The organism is Synechococcus sp. CCAP 1479/10, assembly GCF_019038515.1.
GTDB lineage: Bacteria > Cyanobacteriota > Cyanobacteriia > PCC-6307 > Cyanobiaceae > Cyanobium.
On record NZ_JAFKRJ010000008.1, the window covers coordinates 191,836 to 211,447 of the forward strand.

The window sequence follows — 19,612 nt, forward strand, 5'->3', positions numbered from 1 at the left end:
CGGCGCTCAGCGCATCACCATGCCGCCATCCACCTGCAGCACCTGGCCGGTGATGTAGGCCGCCGCCGGATCTGCCGCCAGGAACCGCACCGCCCCGGCCACCTCCTCGGGCTGGCCCATGCGGCCCAGGGGGATGGCGGCGAGGATCGGCTCCTTGTCGAGGTCCCTGGTCATGTCGCTGTCGATGAACCCGGGGGCGACGGCATTGACGGTGATGCCGCGGCTGGCGAATTCGGCGGCGGTGCTGCGGGTCAGGCCGATGACGCCGGCCTTGGCGGCGCTGTAGTTGGCCTGGCCGGGGTTGCCCATCAGGGCCACCACCGAGGTGATGTTGATGATGCGGCCGCGGCGGGCCTTGAGCATGCTGCGGCTGACGGCGCGGGTGCACAGGAACACCCCGGTCAGGTTGAGGTCGATCACGCTCTGCCAGTCGGCGGTCTTCATCCGCATCAGCAGGCCGTCGCGGGTGATGCCGGCGTTGTTGACCAGCACGTCGAGGCGCCCCTCCGTGTCCAGCACGGCTTTCACCATCGCCTCCACAGCCGCTTCATCGGCCACATCCGCCTGATGGCTCCAGGCCCGGCCCCCGGCCGCGGTGATCGCCGCCACCACCTCCTCGGCCGCCTCGGGAGAGCGGGCGTAGTTCACCACCACCGTGGCTCCCGCCAGCGCCAGGGACTCGGCGATGGCCCGGCCGATCCCCCGGCTGGCACCGGTCACCAGGGCGACCTGACCGGGGAGGGGAGCGGCGCTGGACATGGAGGCTGGAGCAGGGTCAGGCGATCGTATGCCGTGCGCCGGCCCGCCCCTATCGCCGTGCGCCGGCCCGACCAGATCGGCTCAGTCGGCCATCTGGTCGGCACTCTCCAGAGCAGGCCCGAGCACATCGGCGAAGCGCTGCAGCTGCTCCTTGCTGCCCATCACCACCAGCAGCTGGCCGGCCACCAGCCGGATGTCGCCGCCGGGGTTGGTGACCAGCGTCGCCTCCGGGGTGCCGTAGGTGGTGCCCCGGTAGGCGTAGGGATTGGCCACCGCCGGCGGCGGCGTGCGGATGGCCAGCACCTGGGCGCCGCTGCGGCGGCCGAACTGCATCTCCGCCAGGCTGCGGCCCTGGAGCTCCCCCAGCCGGGAGGGGTCGTCCGTGAGCTGGAACTCCTCCACCTCGCAGTCGGAGCCGGCCAGCAGCTCCATGAAGTCGACGGCGAGGGGCCGCAGGGCGGTGGCGGCCATCACCCGGCCCCCGGCCACGTAGGGGCTCACCACCTGGTCAGCGCCGGCCAGGCGCAGCTTGCGGCCCGCCTCGGCGCTGTCGGAGCGGGCGATCAGCCGGCAGCGGGGGGCCAGTCCCCGGGCACTCAGCACCACGTAGAGGTTGGCGGCATTGCTGGAGAGGGCCGCCACCAGGCTGCGGCACTGGTGGATGCCCGCCTCCAGCAGGGTCTCGTCAAGGGTGGCGTCGGCGAACAGCACCGGCAGCCCCCGCTCCTCCGCCGCATCCCGGCAGCCCTGGTCCATCTCCACCACCAGCAGGGGGACCTTCTCCCGGATCAGCTGGTCGGCGATCTCCTGACCGATGCGGCCGTAGCCGCAGAGAATCACGTGGTTGTTCATGCTTTGGACCCAGTTGCGGAAACGGCGCTGCCGCAGGCGCCGGAAATAGCCGGTTTCGGAGAGGCCAACCAGGTTCTGGATCGTCAGCTGCACCACCACGAGCCCTCCGGCGATGGAGAACACGGTGACGAGACGGCCGGCGGTGGAAAGGGGCTCCACCTCCCCGTAGCCGATCGTGGCGATGGTGATCGCCACCATCCAGTAGCAATCCCCCCAGTCCCAGCCCTCGGTGATCCGATAGCCGATGGCGCTGGCGTTGACCACCACGAGCAGGGCGATCAGGGGGGTGAGCCAGGGCCGGCGCGACCGGGCGGTGGGGGGACGCTTCCTGCGGGCGAACCACAGGCGACTCATCGGCGTGGCTCAGCCCAGGCCAAGGGCCTTGAGCACGTCGTTGCTGGGGAGCTCACGCAGGTGGCCTTCCGAACCCAGTCCTTGTACTCCGGCGCGAACCGGAAGGCTGTCGCTGCTGCGACCCAGGGCCACCACCGGTGTGCCGCTGAGCAGGGCCAGTTCGATCGTCACCGGATCGCTGGCCAGCACCACGTCACTGGCGGCCACCAGGGCGGCCCGGCCGGGAATGTCGGCCGCCGAGGCCGGCGGCACCTGCCGGGAGCGCAGGCCGGGGAGGGTGGCGGCGATGTGGCCGGGCAGCTCCTGCCAGGCCGCTTCGGGCCAGTCGCCGGCACGGTCGGAGGGGGCCAGCAGCAGCATCGGCCCGTCGCCGGCCGGCAGCGCGGCCATGGCCTCGTCGAGGGCGGTGCGGGGAAGGGCCAGGCGGAAAGCGGCGGCCTCGAGCTTCACCCCGATGGGCCGCAGGTAGGCCGCCAGGGCCTGGGCCGGCCAGAGCCTCTGGGGCACCTGCACCTTCTCGGTGGCGGAGAAGCCCCCGGCCGCCATCCGGTTGGGGATGTGGCTCATCGAGAGCATCAGGTCGACCTGGCGGCCGGCCGCCAGATTGATGCAGGCCTGGAAATCCGGCTCCCGCACCGACCCCAGCAGGTTGGCCCAGTCGGCCAGGGTGGCGTCGCCGAAGTTGAAGGGGATCACCTTCTCCACCGCCGGCAGCAGCTTCCAGAGACCGGCCAGCGAGGGGTGGCAGGCCACCTGGATCTGGAACCGGAGCTGCTCGGCGGTGGCCGCCACGGCCGGGAGCGCCTGCAGCTGGCTGGCGCCGTCGCCCGGGATCAGAAACAGTGCGCGCATCGGGCGTTGGGTCGGGCGGGCCTCGCGGCCTGATTGTATGGAGGGGACTCCAGTGTTCCGCCCGGGCGGCCCATCGCTTGTGCATTTGCTGATCGCCGCCGCCGGCAGTGGGCGCCGCATGGGCGCCGCCACCAACAAGCTGCTGCTGCCCCTGGCCGGACGCCCCGTTCTGGCCTGGACGCTGGACGCCGCCCTGGCCTGCGGGGCGATCCGCTGGATCGGGGTGATGGGCCGGCCGGAGGACGAGGCGGCCATCGGCGCCATCCTGGCCGCGGCGGAGCCCCGCCGGTCCCTGGCCCAGCCGGTGGCCTGGATCGTCGGCGGCGACACCCGCCAGGAGTCGGTGCGGCGTGGTCTGGAGGCCCTGCCGGCCGATGCCGAGGCGGTGCTGATCCATGACGGCGCCCGTTGCCTGGCGGAACCGGACCTGCTGGAGCGCTGCGCCACGGCCCTGACGCAGGCCATGGCCGAGGGGGCCGGCATCATCGCCGCCACCCCCGTCACCGACACCATCAAGCAGGTGGATGGCTGCGGTGTGATCACCGCCACCCCCGAACGCAGCGGACTGTGGGCGGCCCAGACCCCCCAGGGCTTCGGGGTGGCCCAGTTGCGGGAGGCCCACGGGCGGGCCGAGCGCGAGGGCTGGAGCGTCACCGACGACGCCGCCCTGTACGAGCGGCTGGGGCTGCCGGTGCGGGTGCTGGAGGCGCCCCCCTCCAACATCAAGCTCACCACCCGCTTCGATCTCACCATCGCCAGCGCCGTGCTGGCGGCCCGCGGGGCCTGAGGCCGCCGATGGACAGCGCCACCCAGCTCGAAACGATCGCCGCCCGCTGGCAGGGGTCCTTCCACAACCGGCGCCAGGTGGCCGCCCATGTGGCCAGGGGCGGTCCGGCGGCTCCCGAGCTCACCCGGGAGGTGCGGACGATGGTGGTGGAGAGGCTGCAGGCGCCCCAGCTGGGGGCGGTGGTGCTCTACTTCCAGGAGTTCCGCGCCAGTGCCCCCCAGCTGGCCCAGCGCCAGCGGGTGGTGGTGCTGCGGCAGGACCCGGACCGCGGCGCCGTCCGGGCCGAGCAGCTGTTCTTCCGCGGCGGGCCCACCTACGACCGTCCGCCCCTGGCGGCCGGCCTGGTGGCGGAGCTGGGACCGGAGGCCTTTGATCGCCATCCGGGCTGCGACCTTTTCTTCACGGCGGAGCCGGACCTCGACCGCTTCCGCGCCCGCATGGATCCCGGGGCCTGCCGCTACCGCCATCCCCAGGACGGTGAGGTCTGCGCCGAGTTCGAGATGCTCCTCCATCCCGACCAGCTCTGGTACCGGGACCGCAGCCTGCGGCTGGCCGATGGCTCGGTGCGCGGTGAGATCGACGGCTTCAGCTGGCTGCTGTTCGACCGGGCGGAGGGGGCTGCCGAGCTGCCGGCCCTGGTGGGGCAGCAGGGCGTCTGGTACGGCAGCTTCCGCCGCTACGACGCCGGGGGCGACCTGCTCGAGACCGTCCCCAGCAGGGTCACCATCCGGGTGGTCGAGGAGGCGGGCCACTGGCTTTACCACCAGAGCAACCTGCTGGGCAGCGAGGACGCGCCGCTGCGGCGCATCGAGGCCCGGGGCGAGATCCACTCCGGCCGGGTGTGGTTCGCCAGCGAGCGCTACCGGGGCTGGGCGATGGATCTGCCGGGGGAGCAGCCCGCCGCCGGCAGCCTGCTGGTCATGCACCCCCATGACCCCGCCGACCCGGAGGTGCACGAGATCATCAGCTGCAGCCCCGATGGCCGCCGCCGCTGGCGGGTGGCCCAGATGCTGAAGGAGGGCAGGCTGGTGGGGCGCACCGCCATCGACGAGGAGAGGCTCACCGAGGAGGGGAGCCTCACGGGCGACTGACGGGCCCACCGGCCCCTTCGATGAGGCTGAGCCGGCCCCGGTCGCCGTCGAGTCGGGCCCGCACCCCCAGGGGCAGGGCGGCATTGACGTCGCCGTGGCCCACCGGCAGGCCCGCCAGCACCGGGATCCCCAGATCGGCCGTGCGTTCCCTGAGCACCTGCTCCAGGCTGAAGCGGGAGCCGTCGCCTTCGGGGTCGGTGGGATCGCCGCAGCCCTCGAAGCTGCCGAAGCCGATGCCCCCCAGCCGCTGCAGGGCGCCGCAGAGGCGCCAGTGGGTGAGCATCCGCTCGATCCGGTAGGGCGCCTCGCCCACGTCCTCGAGGATCAGGATCGCCCCGTCCAGGTCCGGCAGGTGCGGCGTGCCCAGCAGGTGGGTCGCCACGGTGAGGTTGGCGGCCAGCAGCGGACCCTCCACCTGGCCGCCCACCCAGGGCTCCCCTGCCAGGTCGGCCAGGGGTTCGCCGAACAGCAGGGCCCGCAGCCGCTCCCGGCTCCAGGCCGGTTCGGCGGCCAGGGTGGTGAGCAGGGGGCCGTGGATGGCGCCCCCCTGGCCCGTCGCCAGCCGGTGCCACAGCAGGGAGGTGACATCGGAGAAGCCCAGCAGCCAGCCCTCCGCCGCCTCCAGGGGCCGCTCCAGCAGCCGGGCCGATCCCCACCCCCCCCGCACACAGGCCAGCAGGGCCGCCGGTTGCCCCGGGCCGGTGTCCGCGAGCAGATCGCCGGCCCGCTCAGCGTCCCGGCCCGCCAGGTAGCCCCAGCGGCGCGGCAGCAGCCGGGCTGGGTCGTCATCCAGCTCCAGGCCCCAGCCGGCCAGCACCGCCAGGCCCGCCTGCAGCCGTTCCAGGTCGGCCAGGGCGGAGCTGGCGGCCACCAGCCGCACCCGGTCGCCCGGCCGCAGGGCCGGTGGCTGGTGGGGCGGCGGCTGGGGCGCTGCGGCGGCCATGGGGAATCAGGCGCTGGTGGAGAGGATCACGGCCAGCAGCAGCAGGGCACCGAGCCACACCTGGACGGCGAAGTGGCGCCCATAGGCGCTGCGGGGCAGGTCGGCGCGACGCAGCTGGGCGGCCTGCTGCTGCATGGCCAGGGCGGCGACGGCCCAGGGCAGCCAGAACGGCAGGCCCGCCCGCCCCTGCAGCAGCACCGCCAGGGCCAGGGCGGCGCAGGTGAGGCCGTAGCAGAGCGCCACCGCCAGGGGCGCCCGGGCCCCCAGGCTCAGGGCGCTGCTGCGCACCCCGAGGCGCCGGTCGTCCTCCCGGTCGCTCATGGCGTAGACGGTGTCGAAGCCGAAGGTCCAGCTCACGGCCGCCAGCCAGGTGAGCAGCAGGGGCCAGCCCCCCAGGTCGCCCTGCAGGCCCCCCTGGGTGGCCGCCCAGGGAATCAGCACGGCGAAGCCCCAGCAGAGGGCCAGCACCAGCTGGGGATAGGCGAACCAGCGTTTGGCGGAGGGATAGAGCAGCACCAGGGGCAGGGTGGCCAGGGCGAGGCCGACGCAGAGCACCCGGTTGGCGGCCGGCAGGGCCAGCAGGGCCGCCAGCGCCACCACCAGGCAGAGCAGCAGCAGCACGGTCGCGGTGCCCACTCCGAGGCGGCCGTCGGCCAGGGGGCGGTGGCGGGTGCGTTCCACCAGGGGATCGATGCGCCGGTCCCAGAGGTCGTTGGCCACGCAGCCGGCGCCGCTCACCGCCAGGCCCCCCAGCACGATCCAGCCCACCAGCAGGGCCGGGGGCGGCACGGCCGGCCCCAGCCAGAGGGCCCAGCCGGCGGGGATCAGCAGGATCAGCCGGCCGCTGGGCTTGTGCCAGCGCAGCAGCTCAAGCCAGGCCGGAGCGCGGCCGGGGGCCATCGGGACGTTCACCGCGGGCAACGGTCGGGTGTCGGCACCCTATCCAACTCCTGTCGGTGACGTTCCAGCGGCCGATCCGGAGCATCGCCCGGTGGCAAAGTGGCGCCGCCGCCGCCCGGGCCGACCCCCATGCCCCCGACCCCCGACACCGCCGGCTCCGCGGAACGGCGGGTGGCGGCCATCGACATCGGCACCAATTCCATCCACCTGCTGGTGGCGGCGATCGACCCGGTCCTGGGCAGCTTCTCGGTGGTGGTGGCGGAGAAGTCCACCACCCGGCTGGGGGAGAGGGATCCGGAAACGGGGGACCTCACCCCCGAGGCGATCGAGCGCGCCTACCTCACCCTTCGCCACTGCCGCGACCTGGCCACCAGCCACGGGGTGGAGCAGATCGTCACCGCCGCCACCAGCGCCGTGCGGGAGGCCCCGAACGGCCGGGCCTTCCTGCAGGGCCTGCAGGACCAGCTGGGGCTGGTGGTGGACCTGGTCAGCGGGCCGGAGGAGGCCCGGCTGATCTACCTGGGGGTGCTCTCCGGCCTGTCCTTCGGCGACCAGCCCTATTTCATCCTCGACATCGGCGGCGGCTCCACCGAGCTGGTGCTCGCCGACGGCCGCGATGCCCGCGCCCTGACCAGCACCCGCATCGGGGCGGTGCGGCTGCAGCGGGAGTTCTGCCGGGAGGATCCCCTGACGCCGGCCCGCCGAGGCTTCCTCGAGGCCTACATCCAGGGGGCGATGGATCCGGCCGTCGCCGAGGTGAAGCGGGAGCTGCGGCCGGGGGAGAAGCCCGTCCTGGTGGCCACCAGCGGCACCGCCATGGCGATGGCGGCCCTGGCCTCCGCCCAGGATCCCAATCCGCCCCTGAAGCTCGACGGCTATCGCCTCGGCCGGGCCCGCCTGGACGAGATCGTCGAGCGGCTGGTGGCGATGACCCCGGACCAGCGCCGGGCCCTCACCGCCATCAACGAACGCCGGGCCGAGATCATCGTCCCCGGCGCCCTGATCCTCCAGACCACCATGGAGATCCTCCAGGTCCGGGAACTGGTGGTCTGCGAGCGGGCCCTGCGGGAGGGCCTGATCGTCGACTGGATGCTGCGCAACGGCCTGCTGGTCGACCGATTCACCTTCCAGAGCACGATCCGCCGCCGCACCGTGCTGCACCTGGCCCGCACCTACGGGGTGGACACGGGCCGGGCCGACCGGGTGGCCAGCCATGCCATGAGCCTCTACGACCAGACCCGGGGCCTGCTCCACGATGACGACGGCGAGGGCCGCGCCCTGCTATGGGCGGCGGCCCAGCTGCATGCCTGCGGCAAGCACGTCAACATCGCCGCCTACCACAAGCACACCTGGTACCTGATCCGCCATGGGGAGCTGCTGGGGTACTCCGAAGCCGAGCACCTGATGGTGGCGGCGATCGCCCGCTATCACCGCCGCAGCCTGCCCAAGAAGCGCCATGAGTCGTGGCAGCTGATCGAAGCCGGCCAGCAGCGTCACACCGTGTTCACGATGGCCCTGCTGCTGCGGCTGGCCGCTGCCCTCGACCGCAGGCCCGCCCCCGGCATCGCCGCGATCACCGTTTCAGCGGACACCGACCGGGCCCATCAGCCCCGTGGCTTCACCATCGGCCTGCAGGCCGGACCTCCGGAGGCCGGGGAGCCCCCCCTGGATCTCAGCCTGGAGGAGTGGAGCCTCCGCTCGTGCGCGGATCTGGTGCTGGAGGCCACGGGCCTGCGGCTCACGGTGACGCAGGCGTCGCCCTGAAGGTGCGCCAGACCACCTGATCGATCCTCCCGAGGGTCTGGGGCGCCAGGCTGCCGGCGCTGGCCGTCACCAGGTCGGGCCGGCCGGCCAGGACCCGCAGACCGCTGCCCAGGGGGAAGCGCTTCTCACCGGTGAAGGTGCCGCGGAAGAGCGTCTCCCCGGCGGCCGTGCGCACCTCCAGCCAGCTGGGCTGGCGGCTCTCCAGCAGCAGCTGATCCGGCGCCGGCCGGGGTGCCGCCGGTGCAAGGGCCGGTGAGGCTGGCTGGCCGGAGGCGGTGGGCTGGCCGGAGGCCGTGGCCTGGCCGGGGGACGCCGCCGGTGAGGGAATTCCGGCCGCCGGCGGGGAGGGGACCAGGCCCTTCAGGGCCGCCACCGCGACGGCACCGCCCCCCAGGAGGACCAGGACCCCCCACAACCAGCCGGGGGGGCCGCTGCGGCGGGCGGGGGCCGTCGCCGTCAGGACCTTGCGCTGCAGGGGCCGGGCGGCAGGCTTGCGCCCCACCCGCATCAGGCGGCTGTTCTGCAGATCGCTGATCTGCTGGCTGACGTCGATCCCCAGGGCGCCCGCCACCCGCTTGGCCTGGGCCACCACGAAGACGGCCTCCGGCAGGTGCCGGTGGTCGCCGGTCTCGAGGGCCATCAGCTGCTCGCTTCCCAGCCGCAGGCGGTCGGCCAGGTCCTCCAGGCTCAGACCCTGGCCCCGGCGGGCCGTGGCCAGCCGTTCGCCCAGCTCGACGAGTTCCGGGATCGGAGCGCTCCAGTCCTCTGCGGCCATGGTCGCGGCAGGAGATTCGGGCAAGGGCAGTGTCTCCTGAAGCGCTGCGTAGCCAGCAGTATGACGAGCGGTCCGGATCGAGACCAGCACCCGTCGCTGGGGACCTTACCGGTGCAGAAACCGGAGGAAAGACATGGGCGATACTGGATTCGAACCAGTGACCCCTTCCGTGTGAAGGAAGTGCGCTACCGCTGTGCTAATCGCCCGTCATTGCGGCCGACACCTCTTCGACGCTGAAAGTGGTTCTTTCTGCGGCTGACGGTTCCGGCCCGGCCCGTGGGCCAGAACCCTCCTACACGGTCGCCGAACTCACTGTCAAATGCCGGCTAGCTGCTGCAGCCAGTGCGCACCCGGCTGACCGCCACGGGATTGAATTCGATGCTCGCCGGCCCGGTGAACAGATCGGGCTGCAGGTCCCTCAGGGCCTGGGCGTCCCGGTCGAGGCGGTCCTGGGCGGCGGTGATGCGGGCCTCCCGCCGCTGGAGCCACCGCGCCCGCTCGCCGGCCACCTGCTGCTCCCAGGCCCCGAGGGCCTCCTCGTAGCGTTCGCGGTCGAGGCGCTGGTCCTCCGGGCGGTACCGGGATTCCCTGCCGTCGTCCAGGGGCTGGGGGGGCGCCACGCTGGGGCGGAAGGGGCTGTTGCGCGCCGCCGCCAGCTCCTGTTCGGCGTTGCGCAGGGACTCCATCAGGGTGGCGATCCTCCCCTGACGCCGGCGGCAGCTGTCGAGGGCCTCGCGCCGGGCGGCCGCCGCCTTCTCCATCGCCGCCCGCTCCATCGCCAGGCTGCGGTCCGTGCCGGGCAGGCAGCGGAAGTAGCTCAGGGCCGCCCTGAACGGATCGCCGGCGGCGGCGCTGAGCCGGCGGCAGCGCTCCTGGCCGGCCTCACTCACCCCGGCCCCCTGGCAGCCACCGGCCAGCAGGGTCAGGCCCAGCAGCACCGGCAGCAACGTCCGGACTCGGCTTCCACGGGAACTGGCCATCGCCCTCGAAACGCCCCTCGGAGGCACACCGCATCCATTGTCGCCACCGCCCCGGCGCTCCGATGCCCGACGCAGCCGCCCCCTACGGCGGCACTCGCACCACCCGGAAGGTCAGGTTGAGCCGGGGGGCGCCCACCTTCAGCCGCCGTGGCAGTCCGTGCTGCCAGTGGCGCTGGGTGGGCGGGTCCATCAGCAGCAGGTCCCCGTGGCCCAGTTCCACCGCCAGGGTCGGGGCGGTGCCCCGCTGGCGGGGGCGGAAGCGCAGGGTGCGGCTCGCCCCCAGGCTCAGGGAGGCGATCGGTGCCTCAGGGTCGAGCTCGGCCTCGTCATCGGCGTGCCAGCCCATGGCATCGCGGCCGTCGCGGTAGAGATTCAGCAGCAGGGAATTGAAGTCCCGCATGGCTGCCTCCCCCACACGCCGGCGGATGGCGCCGGTGAGGGGGGTCCAGGGCTCGATGGCGTTGTCCAGGCCCGAGTAGCGGTAGCCGCAGCCCGGATCGGCCATCCAGCAGGTGAGGCGGGGCATGGCGTGGCGGCGGCCGTAGACGGTGATGGACTCCTGCTTCCAGGGCACCTCCTCCAGCAGGGTCCGCAGCCAGCCATCGGCCTCCGCGGCCCCCACCCAACCCCGCCAGTGGCGCAGGCGGGGGGCCGCCGCCGTCACTCGGCGCCGCCGCGGAAGAGGTGGTTGTGGCTGGCGGAATAGAGCAGGGAACGGGCCCCGCCGGCGTCCCGCAGGGCCGGACTCACCACGTAGAGGGTGGTGCGGATCAGGTTCCGCTCGCGGCTGACCCGGGCCATCGCCTCCAGGGGCACCACCGTGAGCCACTGGTCGGGCCAGCTGACCCGGTAGCCGATGGCCACGGGGGTGTCCGCCGGGTAGTGCTGCAGGAGTTCCCCCTGCACCTCCTCCACATGGCGGGCGCTCAGGTACAGGCACAGGGAGGCCTGCAGGGCGGCGAGCCGGGCCAGGGATTCCCGCTCCGGCGTGCCGGTGCGTCCGCCCGCCCGGCTCAGCACGATCGTCTGCACCCGGCCGGGGATGGTCAGCTCGGCCCCCAGGGCGGCGGCGGTGGCCTGGTAGGCGCTCAGGCCCGGCACCACCTCCACGGCCAGGCCGGCGTCGGCCAGGCGGCAGATCTGCTCCTGCAGGGCGCCATAGAGGCAGGGATCGCCGTCATGGAGGCGCACCACCCGCTGCCCCGCCTGGGCCCGCTCCAGCACCACGGCCATCACCTCCTCGAGGGTGAGGGTGCTGGTGCGGACGCTCTCGCAGCCCGGCGGCGCCAGGGCGGCGATCTGGGGATTCACCAGGGAGTCGGTCCAGACCAGCACCTGGGCCGATTCGATGGCCCGCGCGGCCCGGAGGGTGAGCAGGTCCGGGGCGCCGGGACCGGCTCCCACGATCTGGACGGTGGCTGTCATGCGGTCAGGCCGGAGGGGTCGGGGAGGGGACGGCGGAAGCGGTAGAGCCAGAGCAGGCCCGCCCCCCCCAGCAGGATCAGCAGCAGGCTCATCAGCTGGGCCATGCGCAGGCCGCCGCTGCAGAAGGGGGGCTGGGAGAACAGGCAGAGGGGATCGAGCCGCAGCCCCTCGATCCAGAGGCGGCCGCTGCTGTAGGCCATCAGGTAGACGCAGCTCAGGGCACCGGCCGGCAGCCGCAGGCGGCCGCTGCCGCCGAGGCGGAACAGGACCAGGAGCAGGGCGCAGACCCCCAGGTTCCAGAGCGACTCGTACAGGAAGGTGGGATGGAACGACGCCTGCTCGAGGAACTCCTGCGGCCGGTTGGCCATGGGAATCGTCAGGGCCCAGGGGAGGTTGGTGGGCAGGCCGAAGGCCTCGGAGTTGAAGAAGTTGCCCCAGCGTCCGATTGCCTGGCCCAGGGCCACGGCGGGCACGAGCACATCCAGCAGCGGCCAGAAGGCCTGGCGGCGCCAGCGGCAGAAGAGCACCGTCACCAGCGTGCCGCCGATCAGGGCGCCGTGGATGGCGATGCCGCCGCGCCAGATGGCGAAGACATCGGACCAGTCACTGCGGTACTGGCGCCATTCCAGGGCCACGTAGTAGATCCGGGCACCCACGACGGCCCCGAGCACCATCAGGGGCAGCAGGTCGGCGATCAGGGCCGGGTCGATGCCCCTGAGGCGGCCCAGCCGGGTGGCCAGCAGCAGACCCAGCAGGACCGCCAGGGCGATGAGCAGGCCGTACCAGCGAACGGAAACGGGACCCAGCTGGAAGATCAGGGGTCCCGGGGAGGTGAAGAGGCCGAGAGGAAGGCTCAGAAGCCCTCCGCCGCCTGGACCTTCTCGATCTGGCGCTTCTTGAGCACCAGCATGATCTGGGCGAGGGCCACGGCGGCGAAGAAGGCCAGCAGGCCATAGATGCGCACCGGGTTCTGAAGGACCACCTCGGCGTCGATCTGGCCGAAGCCACCGACGTTGGGGTCGTTGGTGATCGGTGCGCCGGCCTCGACGGCGTCGCCGACGGCGACGGTCAGGGTGGGCCCGGCGGGCACCGTCTCGGTGACGCTGCCGGCGGCGCCGGTGATCTCCACCACGGTGGCGCCGTTGGCGTCGGTGCTGATGGCGCTGACCGTGCCGGCCGCCGGGGCGGTGTAGACGGTGTTGTTGGTCTTCTCACCCTCGGGGGTCACCTGGCCGCGGCCGCGGTTGGCTCCGACGTGGACCTGGTACTTGCCGAAGTGGATGGCGCTGTCGGTGGCCGGGTCGGGGGAGAGGATCGGGAAGACGATCTCCTGGTGCTGGTCACCGGGGAGGGGGCCCACCAGGAGGATGTTGGGCTGGTCGTCGCTGTACTGGGTGTAGTAGATGCCGGCGGTCTCCTCCTTGAGCTCATCGCTGAGGCGGTCCTGGGGGGCCAGGGTGAAGCCGTCGGGGAGCATCACCACCGCGCCGACGTTCAGGCCGGCCGGGCTGCCGTTACCGGAGACCTGCTGCACCGAGGTGTCGTAGGGGATTTCGACCACCGCCTTGAACACCGTGTCGGGGAACACCGCCTGGGGCACCTCCACCCGGGTGGCCTTCTTGGCCAGGTGGCAGTTGGCGCAGACGATCTTGCCCGTGGCCTCACGCGGATTGGCGTAGTTCTGCTGGGCCCAGAAGGGGTAGGCCCAGCTGGGGCTGGCCCCCAGGAGCACCACGCCCAGCGAGAGGCTGACGGTGAGCAGGGTGCCGAACAGGGGGGAGAGGAAGCGGCGCATGGGGGTGGAGGTGGCGGGCGTCGGAGAGGAGAACGGGGAGGGGATTCAGGCGCCGATCAGGCCCACCAGGCCTTTTCGCCCGTGCGGAAATCGGTTTCGGTCCACTGGCTGAGGAACACGTTGTCGTTCTCGACGCTGACGTGGGCCAGGGCCAGGGAGAGGGGCGCCGGGCCGCGCACCACCTTGCCGGTGGCGTCGTACTGGCTGCCGTGGCAGGGGCAGATGAAGCGGTTGGCGCCGCTGTTCCAGGGCACCACGCAGCCCAGGTGGGTGCAGATGGCGTTGATGCCGTAGTCGCCGATGGCCTCGCCACCCTCGACCAGCAGATAGGTGGGGTCACCCTTGAGACCCTGCACCAGGCTGCGGTCACCCTCCTTGTGGGTGGCCAGCCAGCCGGTGGCGGTGACGCTGTTGCCCAGTTCGTCCTTGGCGGTGACGCCGCCACCGCTGCCCGCGGCCTTGGGCGGGATGAAGTAGTTCACGACCGGGTAGAGGGCACCCAGGGCCACCCCCGTGACGGAGCCGAAGGTCAGCAGGTTCATGAACTGGCGGCGGCCCATGCCGGGCACATCACCAGAGGCACCGCCGTTCGAAGAGGCCGCAGGGATCTGGGTCATAGGGAACGGCGCGGTGTGACCGATTGACGTGGCGCCCATTATGAACCTTGCCCTTCCCGCCCCGGGTCCGAGCCGCACCCGGCCGAGACCGGCTGCAACATGCTGTTGTGGAGTGCGCCGTCCGCCATGACCTCACCGGAACCGCTGCGGCGGGAGGAACTGCTGGAGCTGCTGCGCAGCCGGTGGCAGGCCTCCTATGACCTGCAGCTGGTCCAGCGTCGCGGCCGCCTCTACCTGCATGTGATGTGGGGCTATCTCGAGCAGCAGTCGTTCCCGCTCACCCCCGAGGCCTACGAAGCGCACCTCGAGGAGCTGGTGGGCTCCCTCAACGGCCTCGGGGTGGCGTCCCAGGTGCGCCAGTGGCTGCGGACCACCAACGACAGGCCCCGGCTGGGCAAGGCCCTGTCCCTGCCCCTGGAGCTGCCGGCGGGGCGCGCCAGCGAGTTCATGCTCTGAGGCCCGGCCGGGCGCCGGCCGATCAGGTGGAGGGGGAGGGGGAGGGCCGCAGCCCCTCGGCCAGGGCCACCAGGGCCACCCCCAGCAGGTAGAGCGCCGTGATCGCCCCGGTGAGCAGCAGCATCGTGATCGGGTCGGTGGAGGGGGTCAGCACCGCCCCGGCCAGGGCCGCCACCAGCACCACCCAGCGCCAGGCTCCCAACATGGTGCGCCAGTCGATCAGCCCCAGGGCACCCAGCAGCAGCTGCAGCACCGGCAGCTGGAAGGCGAGGGCCGTGGCCACCATCAGCAGCAGCACGAAGTCGAGATAGCGCTCGATCGACCAGATCGGCTCCACCACATCGGCCCCGTAGGAGACCAGGAAGCGCAGGGCGGCCGGCACCAGGGCCCACCAGGCGAAGGCCAGACCGGCCGCGAACAGCACCGTCGAGCCGGCGACGGCGGGGGCCACCAGCCGCCGCTCCCGCCGGGTAAGCCCCGGCAGCACGAAGGCCAGGACCTCGAAGATCACGTAGGGCAGGGCCAGGGTGAGCCCCGCATAGCCGGCCACCTTCAGCGACACGAACAGGAATTCGCCCGGGGCCAGCTGCAGGAAGCGGATCCCCTCGGCCGGCACCTCCAGCAGCCGCACCAGGGGCCGCACCGCCAGCAGGCAGGCGGCGGCGCCGACCACCACCGCCAGCAGGCTGCGAAGCACCCGCCGGCGGAGCTCCTCGAGGTGCTCCACCAGGCTCATGTGAACCTCGCCGGGGAACTCGCCGGGGAAGGTGTCCTCGGGGATGGGGTCGCTCATGGCTGTTCCGTTCCCGGCAGCCTAGGGGGCGCGGCCAGCAGACCTGCGGCCCGTTCGGGCACCGCCCACAGCACCTCGCCCCCCCGGTGACGCACCGTTCCGGGGCCGGCGCCGGCGATGCGCTGCAGATCCGTGGTCGGCACCATCACCACCGGCACCCGGCCGTTGGCCCGGCCGCGGCTGAAGTGGGCCGCCAGGTCGGCCGCCTCCCGCAGGTCCGCGTCGCTGGGGGTGCCCTCCGAGCCCTTGAGCACCACGTGGCTGCCAGGACACTCCTGGGCATGGAACCAGAGGTCGCCGCGCCGGGCCTGCTGCAGGCTGATCCATTCGTTCTGGCGATGGTTGCGGCCCACCTGCAGCCGCAGGCCACCGCTGCTGCGCAGTTCCAGCGGGGCCGGAGCGCTGCCGGCCGCCCCGCGCCGGACCCGCCGGGACGGCCCGGGCCCCTGGCCCTCCCGGGCGGGCAGCAGGACGGGGAGGTCCTCCTCCACGGCGGCCAGCTGGGCCCCGTTTTCCGCCTGTTCGAGGAAGGTGAGGCTGGCTTCGATGGCGGCCAGCCGCTGCTGGTGCAGCTCTAGCCGCGGGGTGATCGCGGCCACGGAACGGCGCAGCTTGCGGGCCCGGCGGTACAGCCGCTGGGCTTCGTCGATCTCCTCCCGCGACGGCGACGGTCGGCTGAGCAGGCCGTCCGCCTGGCGCTGCATCGCGTCACTGCCGGGCACGGCCGCCAGCAGGCTCTGCTGCTGGTCGGCGTTGCGGCGCTCCTTGGCCAGTGCGTTCAGCAGCCGCTGCCGCAGGCTCGCCCGCCGCTGCTCCAGCTCCCGGCTCCCGAGGCGATCGGCGTAGTAGCCCGCCAGCCCCCGGTTGATCGCCCAGTCGTCGTCGTCGTCGTTGTCGGCGGCCGGCGGCCCTTCAGGGTCCCAGCAGCGGTAGTCGCTGGGGCCGCCCCAGCCCAGCTGGAAGTGCTCCTCGGCCACCGTCTCCAGCCAGAGCCGCCAGCGGTGCCAGAGCCGCTGCCAGGCTTCCTCCTCCAGGCTCTGCACGGGCCGGGCCAGCCCGTCCTGCGCCAGCTGGCGGGCCAGGGCCGGGCCGACCCCCTGGTAGGCGCCCATCAGGGCCTCGCCGACGGTCTGGGGCAGGAGGCCGAGGCGCCGCCGCCAGGAGGCGACCTCCTCCTCCAGCCGGGGCGGTTCGCCGGCCATGGGCGGTGGCGGCTGGTAGGGATCGCCGGTGCCGATCGGCCGCAGTCGCGACCGGTCCTGGCGCACCTGGCGGGCCAGGGCGATCACCCGCTGGTCTTCGTCGAGCAGGAACAGGTTGCTGTGGCGCCCCATCAGCTCCAGCACCAGCTGCCTCCGGATCGGCTCACCGGGTCTGGGGGCGAAGCCCAGGCTCACCACCCGCTCCCAGCCCTGCTGCTCCAGGCTCACCAGGGCCAGGCCCCGCAGGCCGTGCTGCAGCTGCTGGGCCAGGGTGCTGCCCTCCCCCTGCTTCATCGGCGGTTCGACCACCAGCAGGCGCGGGGCCTCCGCCAGCCAGCTGAGCTCCAGCCAGAGGGTGCCCCGCAGGCTGCGCAGGCCCAGCTGCAGGCGGTGGGCATCGGGCTGCTGGGCCTTCTCGAAACGGCTGGGCAGCAGGCCGCGGCGCATCTCGGCCAGCACGGCGCGCAGGCTGGTCACATCCATGGCCTGGATGGACGGGGATGGGGCCATCGCCTCCTCTGTCGCCTCAGAGCGGTCCACCCCTACTGTGCGCCCCAGCGCCAGTCATCCATGGACTCCCCCCCCTCCAGCGGCCGGCTCACGGTGATCACCGGCCCCAGCGGGGTGGGCAAGGGGACCCTGGTGGCCCGGCTGCTGCAGCGGCACCCCGCCCTGTGGCTGTCCGTCTCGGCCACCACCCGCTCGCCCCGGCCCGGTGAGATCGACGGGCAGCACTACTTCTTCCTGACGCGCCCCGCCTTCGAGGCCCAGGTGGCCGGCGGGGGCTTCCTGGAGTGGGCCGAGTTCGCGGGCCACCTCTACGGCACCCCCCGGCCCCCGGTGGAGGCCCAGCTCGCCCAGGGGCGGCCGGTGCTGCTGGAGATCGAGCTGGAGGGTGCCCGCCAGGTGCGGCGCACCTTCCCGGCGGCCTTTCAGCTGCTGATCAAGCCGCCCAGCTTCGAGGAACTGGAGCGCCGCATCCGGGGCCGCGGCACCGACAGCGACGAGGCGATCACGCGGCGGCTGGCGCGGGCACGCCAGGAGCTCACGGCCGAGGCGGAGTTCGATGCCGTGCTGGTCAACGGCGACCTTGACCTGGCCCTGCAGGAACTGGAGGGGCTGCTGGGATTTCACGACGTCGTCTGACAGCACCGCCAGGGACGTGCCGCCATGAAAAAGCGGCCCTTCAAGGGGCCGCAAGGTTGGTTGGGCTGCCGCAAGCTTGGGGGCAGCCCCGTCGCTGGCTTCAGGGTCAGTGGATGATCAGATCCGGGAAGAAGCGGAAGACCTCGATCGTGATGCCGGCGGTGAGGGTGAACCAGACGGCGGCCACGACGGGAGCGGTGGTGAGGAATTTCTTCATGGCTCTTGGAATCAGCGGGGGGAAACGGTGACTTTGGAGTCGGATTCCACCAGGGCTCCGCTGGTGAACTCCTTGAGGGCCGCCAGGGGCCAGACGGCGGCGGCCAGGGTGGTCTTGAAGGCCAGGGGCAGATCGATCTGGATTTCACGCATGGTGGCGTCCTTGCTGCCGCGGATGGCGATCAGGTAGCCACGGCCGGCCCAGCCGATCGTGCCGGCGATGTACAGAAAGAGGAGGCCGGGGATCGTGAAGTCACCGGCGTGGCTCCAGCGGCCATCCGTGATCAGGTGGGGCAGGCCATCGGTGCCACACAGGGCGTCCCCGTAATACGCGAAGCGGGCCTTGGCCTGATCCGTTTTCGCAGCGGCGGCGCGCTGCTGGAAGCGGGGGGTCTCGCTGCAGGGGGTGAGTCCGCCGATGTCGGCCCGGGCCGAGGGGGCGAAGCCGAAGAGCAGGAACACGGACGCCACCAGGGCGAAGGCCCGGATGGCGAAGGAACGACTGGAGAGAAGACGGCGCATGGAGAGGGGCCGCGGGGGAACTGCCGCGGGGCAGGATGGCTCGTGCGGACAGTAGGGGAGCTCCCCAGGGAGCATGCGCACGGTTCTGGCCCTCGAAACAAGTTGTGACGAGTCAGCGGCGGCGATCGTGGCCGGGCGGCGGGTGCTGGCGGGGGCCGTGGCCTCCCAGATGGAGGAGCACGCCCGCTGGGGCGGGGTGGTGCCGGAGATCGCCTCGCGCCGCCACGTGGAGGCGCTGCCGGCCCTGATCGCCCGGGTGCTGGAGGAGAGCGGTCTGGCCATGGCCGATCTCGATGCCGTCGCCGCCACGGTCGCCCCCGGCCTGGCCGGGGCCCTGCTGGTGGGGTCGGTCACGGCGCGCACCCTGGCGCGGCTGCATGGCAAGCCCTTCCTGGGGGTGCATCACCTGGAGGGGCATCTGTGCTCGGTGCACCTGGGCGACCCCCTCCCGGCGGGTCCGTACCTCGTGCTGCTGGTCAGCGGCGGCCACACCGAGCTGATCCGCGTCGATGGTCCCGGGGCCTACACCCGCCTGGGCCGCAGCCGCGACGATGCGGCCGGCGAATGCTTCGACAAGGTGGCCCGGCTGCTCGGGCTGGGCTACCCGGGTGGGCCCGCCATCGAGGCGGCGGCGGCCGGTGGCGACCCTGGTCGTTTCCGCTTCCCCAAGGGGAGGGTCTCCCTTCCCGAAGGGGGCTTCCATCCCTACGACTTCAGCTTCAGCGGCCTCAAGACGGCGGTGCTGCGCCAGGTGCAGCGGCTCGCTGGCGAGGGCGTTCCCCTGCCCGTGGCCGACCTGGCGGCGAGCTTCGAGCAGGGGGTGGCCGAGGTGCTGGTGGAGCGCAGCTGCCGCTGTGCCGTCGAGGCGGGCCTGGAGACGGTGGTGCTGGTGGGGGGCGTGGCCGCCAACCGGCGCCTGCGCCGCCTGATGGCGGAGGCGACCGCCGCCCGCAGCCTCTCCTGGCGCGTCGCGCCCCTGGCCTACTGCACCGACAACGCCGCCATGGTGGGCCTGGCGGCGGTCGAGCGGCTCGAGGCGGGGGGGCGCAGCGGGATCAGCCTGGGGGTGGCGGCCCGGCTCCCCCTGGAGCAGGCGGGCGCCCTCTATGCGCCACAGCCACCCTTTTGATGCCCTTAAGGTGGGTGGATAGCCTTACCGTCTGGCCCCATGGCCCCCGCGAACCCCCTGCCCCTTGAGCAGGGCGAAACCTCCCTCATCGACACGGAACCCGTGTCCCAGCAGGAACTCAACGCCTGGCGCCGTGGTTTCACCCCCCAGGCCGAGATCTGGAACGGCCGTCTGGCGATGCTCGGCCTTTCCGTGGGCCTCGGAGTTCTGCTGCTGGTGCGGCTGGCCGGCGGCTGAGCTCCGGCCCGTTTCTC

General features: G+C 72.7%; 23 protein-coding genes and 1 tRNA gene. 7 read left to right on the plus strand and 17 right to left on the minus strand.

Annotation, left to right across the window (positions count from 1 at the left end; genetic code table 11):
• Nucleotides 1-6: 6 nt before the first annotated feature.
• From fabG to KUG39_RS04810, 3 genes are all read right to left on the minus strand, one after another.
• A complete protein-coding gene (gene fabG / locus KUG39_RS04800; RefSeq protein ID WP_216915898.1) occupies nucleotides 7-759 on the minus strand; it encodes a 3-oxoacyl-[acyl-carrier-protein] reductase in 753 nt (250 codons plus the stop codon).
• A gap of 81 nt (nucleotides 760-840) precedes the next feature.
• Nucleotides 841-1,965: a potassium channel family protein gene (locus KUG39_RS04805; RefSeq protein ID WP_216915896.1), complete on the minus strand. Its 1,125-nt coding sequence runs from the start codon at nucleotides 1,963-1,965 to the stop codon at nucleotides 841-843.
• A gap of 9 nt (nucleotides 1,966-1,974) precedes the next feature.
• Nucleotides 1,975-2,817, minus strand: a complete 843-nt coding sequence (locus tag KUG39_RS04810; RefSeq protein WP_216915894.1) for a glycosyltransferase family 9 protein — start codon at nucleotides 2,815-2,817, stop codon at nucleotides 1,975-1,977.
• A 79-nt stretch (nucleotides 2,818-2,896) separates the two neighbouring features.
• On the opposite strand from KUG39_RS04810, the gene ispD reads away from it, so the two are divergent.
• Together ispD and KUG39_RS04820 are read left to right on the plus strand one after the other, a co-directional pair.
• Entirely contained in the window at nucleotides 2,897-3,604 is a 708-nt protein-coding gene (gene ispD, locus KUG39_RS04815; RefSeq protein ID WP_094584871.1) for a 2-C-methyl-D-erythritol 4-phosphate cytidylyltransferase, read from the plus strand.
• Nucleotides 3,605-3,612: 8 nt separating this feature from the next.
• Complete coding sequence (locus KUG39_RS04820; RefSeq protein ID WP_216915892.1) at nucleotides 3,613-4,695, plus strand: CpcT/CpeT family chromophore lyase; 1,083 nt, start codon at nucleotides 3,613-3,615, stop codon at nucleotides 4,693-4,695.
• On the opposite strand, the gene KUG39_RS04825 is transcribed toward KUG39_RS04820, so the two are convergent.
• Together KUG39_RS04825 and KUG39_RS04830 are read right to left on the minus strand one after the other, a co-directional pair.
• Nucleotides 4,682-5,638: a S66 peptidase family protein gene (locus KUG39_RS04825; protein ID WP_216915890.1), complete on the minus strand. Its 957-nt coding sequence runs from the start codon at nucleotides 5,636-5,638 to the stop codon at nucleotides 4,682-4,684. The genes KUG39_RS04820 and KUG39_RS04825 overlap by 14 nt on opposite strands.
• 6 nt (nucleotides 5,639-5,644) lie before the next feature.
• Complete coding sequence (locus KUG39_RS04830) at nucleotides 5,645-6,538, minus strand: 4-hydroxybenzoate polyprenyltransferase (RefSeq protein ID WP_190610822.1); 894 nt, start codon at nucleotides 6,536-6,538, stop codon at nucleotides 5,645-5,647.
• Between the two features lie 129 nt (nucleotides 6,539-6,667).
• Here KUG39_RS04830 and KUG39_RS04835 point away from each other — a divergent pair, with 129 nt between their 5' ends.
• Entirely contained in the window at nucleotides 6,668-8,302 is a 1,635-nt protein-coding gene (locus tag KUG39_RS04835) for a Ppx/GppA phosphatase family protein (RefSeq protein ID WP_094584867.1), read from the plus strand.
• Here the strand turns inward: KUG39_RS04835 and KUG39_RS04840 are convergent.
• The 8 genes from KUG39_RS04840 to petC form a co-directional block, all read right to left on the minus strand.
• A complete protein-coding gene (locus tag KUG39_RS04840; RefSeq protein WP_216915888.1) occupies nucleotides 8,277-9,077 on the minus strand; it encodes a helix-turn-helix domain-containing protein in 801 nt (266 codons plus the stop codon). The two genes, KUG39_RS04835 and KUG39_RS04840, sit on opposite strands and share 26 nt — an antisense overlap.
• 134 nt (nucleotides 9,078-9,211) lie before the next feature.
• A tRNA-Val gene (locus tag KUG39_RS04845) sits at nucleotides 9,212-9,283 on the minus strand.
• Between the two features lie 120 nt (nucleotides 9,284-9,403).
• On the minus strand, nucleotides 9,404-10,057 hold the full coding sequence (locus tag KUG39_RS04850; RefSeq protein ID WP_143594037.1) for a hypothetical protein: 654 nt from the start codon (nucleotides 10,055-10,057) through the stop codon (nucleotides 9,404-9,406).
• An 82-nt stretch (nucleotides 10,058-10,139) separates the two neighbouring features.
• Nucleotides 10,140-10,721 carry an alpha-ketoglutarate-dependent dioxygenase AlkB family protein gene (locus KUG39_RS04855; RefSeq protein ID WP_190610601.1) on the minus strand — a complete coding sequence of 194 codons (582 nt, stop codon included), beginning with the start codon at nucleotides 10,719-10,721 and terminating at the stop codon, nucleotides 10,140-10,142.
• Nucleotides 10,718-11,482 (minus strand): precorrin-4 C(11)-methyltransferase, encoded by a 765-nt coding sequence (gene cobM, locus KUG39_RS04860; RefSeq protein WP_094584863.1) that lies wholly within the window; start codon nucleotides 11,480-11,482, stop codon nucleotides 10,718-10,720. Before cobM ends, KUG39_RS04855 begins: the two co-directional genes overlap by 4 nt.
• The gene (gene lgt, locus KUG39_RS04865) at nucleotides 11,479-12,339 is read right to left on the minus strand and encodes a prolipoprotein diacylglyceryl transferase (protein WP_094584862.1); all 861 of its coding nucleotides are present in this window, start codon (nucleotides 12,337-12,339) and stop codon (nucleotides 11,479-11,481) included. Before lgt ends, cobM begins: the two co-directional genes overlap by 4 nt.
• Nucleotides 12,336-13,277: a cytochrome f gene (gene petA / locus KUG39_RS04870; RefSeq protein WP_216915886.1), complete on the minus strand. Its 942-nt coding sequence runs from the start codon at nucleotides 13,275-13,277 to the stop codon at nucleotides 12,336-12,338. The genes lgt and petA overlap by 4 nt, the downstream gene beginning before the upstream one ends.
• 56 nt (nucleotides 13,278-13,333) lie before the next feature.
• Nucleotides 13,334-13,894, minus strand: coding sequence for a cytochrome b6-f complex iron-sulfur subunit (gene petC, locus KUG39_RS04875; protein ID WP_094584860.1), 561 nt, complete (start codon nucleotides 13,892-13,894; stop codon nucleotides 13,334-13,336).
• 126 nt (nucleotides 13,895-14,020) lie between these two features.
• Between petC and KUG39_RS04880 the strand changes: the two genes are divergently transcribed.
• The gene (locus KUG39_RS04880) at nucleotides 14,021-14,350 is read left to right on the plus strand and encodes a DUF3067 family protein (RefSeq protein WP_286191037.1); all 330 of its coding nucleotides are present in this window, start codon (nucleotides 14,021-14,023) and stop codon (nucleotides 14,348-14,350) included.
• 22 nt (nucleotides 14,351-14,372) lie between these two features.
• Here KUG39_RS04880 and tatC read toward each other — a convergent pair whose 3' ends face one another.
• Nucleotides 14,373-15,143 (minus strand): twin-arginine translocase subunit TatC, encoded by a 771-nt coding sequence (gene tatC, locus KUG39_RS04885; RefSeq protein WP_094584858.1) that lies wholly within the window; start codon nucleotides 15,141-15,143, stop codon nucleotides 14,373-14,375.
• Nucleotides 15,140-16,855: an Rqc2 family fibronectin-binding protein gene (locus KUG39_RS04890; RefSeq protein ID WP_216915884.1), complete on the minus strand. Its 1,716-nt coding sequence runs from the start codon at nucleotides 16,853-16,855 to the stop codon at nucleotides 15,140-15,142. Before KUG39_RS04890 ends, tatC begins: the two co-directional genes overlap by 4 nt.
• A gap of 60 nt (nucleotides 16,856-16,915) precedes the next feature.
• On the opposite strand from KUG39_RS04890, the gene gmk reads away from it, so the two are divergent.
• Nucleotides 16,916-17,491, plus strand: a complete 576-nt coding sequence (gene gmk / locus KUG39_RS04895) for a guanylate kinase (protein WP_216915882.1) — start codon at nucleotides 16,916-16,918, stop codon at nucleotides 17,489-17,491.
• A 106-nt stretch (nucleotides 17,492-17,597) separates the two neighbouring features.
• On the opposite strand, the gene KUG39_RS04900 is transcribed toward gmk, so the two are convergent.
• The gene (locus tag KUG39_RS04900) at nucleotides 17,598-17,708 is read right to left on the minus strand and encodes a Photosystem I reaction center subunit IX (protein WP_094584856.1); all 111 of its coding nucleotides are present in this window, start codon (nucleotides 17,706-17,708) and stop codon (nucleotides 17,598-17,600) included.
• A gap of 11 nt (nucleotides 17,709-17,719) precedes the next feature.
• The gene (locus KUG39_RS04905) at nucleotides 17,720-18,229 is read right to left on the minus strand and encodes a Photosystem I reaction center subunit III (protein WP_190610593.1); all 510 of its coding nucleotides are present in this window, start codon (nucleotides 18,227-18,229) and stop codon (nucleotides 17,720-17,722) included.
• Nucleotides 18,230-18,302: 73 nt separating this feature from the next.
• Between KUG39_RS04905 and tsaD the strand changes: the two genes are divergently transcribed.
• Both tsaD and KUG39_RS04915 read left to right on the plus strand, forming a co-directional pair.
• Nucleotides 18,303-19,358, plus strand: a complete 1,056-nt coding sequence (tsaD, locus tag KUG39_RS04910; RefSeq protein ID WP_216915880.1) for a tRNA (adenosine(37)-N6)-threonylcarbamoyltransferase complex transferase subunit TsaD — start codon at nucleotides 18,303-18,305, stop codon at nucleotides 19,356-19,358.
• A gap of 39 nt (nucleotides 19,359-19,397) precedes the next feature.
• On the plus strand, nucleotides 19,398-19,595 hold the full coding sequence (locus KUG39_RS04915) for a high light inducible protein (RefSeq protein ID WP_216915878.1): 198 nt from the start codon (nucleotides 19,398-19,400) through the stop codon (nucleotides 19,593-19,595).
• Nucleotides 19,596-19,612 lie beyond the last annotated feature (17 nt).

Bases quoted from the DNA above. Each gene is read 5' to 3' on its own strand.
- fabG (WP_216915898.1), bottom strand. From the start codon at position 759: ATGTCCAGCGCCGCTCCCCTCCCCGGTCAGGTCGCCCTGGTGACCGGT.
- KUG39_RS04805 (WP_216915896.1), bottom strand. From the start codon at position 1,965: ATGAGTCGCCTGTGGTTCGCCCGCAGGAAGCGTCCCCCCACCGCCCGG.
- KUG39_RS04810 (WP_216915894.1), bottom strand. From the start codon at position 2,817: ATGCGCGCACTGTTTCTGATCCCGGGCGACGGCGCCAGCCAGCTGCAG.
- KUG39_RS04820 (WP_216915892.1), top strand. From the start codon at position 3,613: ATGGACAGCGCCACCCAGCTCGAAACGATCGCCGCCCGCTGGCAGGGG.
- KUG39_RS04825 (WP_216915890.1), bottom strand. From the start codon at position 5,638: ATGGCCGCCGCAGCGCCCCAGCCGCCGCCCCACCAGCCACCGGCCCTG.
- KUG39_RS04830 (WP_190610822.1), bottom strand. From the start codon at position 6,538: ATGGCCCCCGGCCGCGCTCCGGCCTGGCTTGAGCTGCTGCGCTGGCAC.
- KUG39_RS04835 (WP_094584867.1), top strand. From the start codon at position 6,668: ATGCCCCCGACCCCCGACACCGCCGGCTCCGCGGAACGGCGGGTGGCG.
- KUG39_RS04840 (WP_216915888.1), bottom strand. From the start codon at position 9,077: ATGGCCGCAGAGGACTGGAGCGCTCCGATCCCGGAACTCGTCGAGCTG.
- KUG39_RS04850 (WP_143594037.1), bottom strand. From the start codon at position 10,057: ATGGCCAGTTCCCGTGGAAGCCGAGTCCGGACGTTGCTGCCGGTGCTG.
- cobM (WP_094584863.1), bottom strand. From the start codon at position 11,482: ATGACAGCCACCGTCCAGATCGTGGGAGCCGGTCCCGGCGCCCCGGAC.
- petA (WP_216915886.1), bottom strand. From the start codon at position 13,277: ATGCGCCGCTTCCTCTCCCCCCTGTTCGGCACCCTGCTCACCGTCAGC.
- petC (WP_094584860.1), bottom strand. From the start codon at position 13,894: ATGACCCAGATCCCTGCGGCCTCTTCGAACGGCGGTGCCTCTGGTGAT.
- KUG39_RS04880 (WP_286191037.1), top strand. From the start codon at position 14,021: ATGACCTCACCGGAACCGCTGCGGCGGGAGGAACTGCTGGAGCTGCTG.
- tatC (WP_094584858.1), bottom strand. From the start codon at position 15,143: ATGAGCGACCCCATCCCCGAGGACACCTTCCCCGGCGAGTTCCCCGGC.
- KUG39_RS04890 (WP_216915884.1), bottom strand. From the start codon at position 16,855: ATGGCCCCATCCCCGTCCATCCAGGCCATGGATGTGACCAGCCTGCGC.
- gmk (WP_216915882.1), top strand. From the start codon at position 16,916: ATGGACTCCCCCCCCTCCAGCGGCCGGCTCACGGTGATCACCGGCCCC.
- KUG39_RS04900 (WP_094584856.1), bottom strand. From the start codon at position 17,708: ATGAAGAAATTCCTCACCACCGCTCCCGTCGTGGCCGCCGTCTGGTTC.
- KUG39_RS04905 (WP_190610593.1), bottom strand. From the start codon at position 18,229: ATGCGCCGTCTTCTCTCCAGTCGTTCCTTCGCCATCCGGGCCTTCGCC.
- tsaD (WP_216915880.1), top strand. From the start codon at position 18,303: ATGCGCACGGTTCTGGCCCTCGAAACAAGTTGTGACGAGTCAGCGGCG.
- KUG39_RS04915 (WP_216915878.1), top strand. From the start codon at position 19,398: ATGGCCCCCGCGAACCCCCTGCCCCTTGAGCAGGGCGAAACCTCCCTC.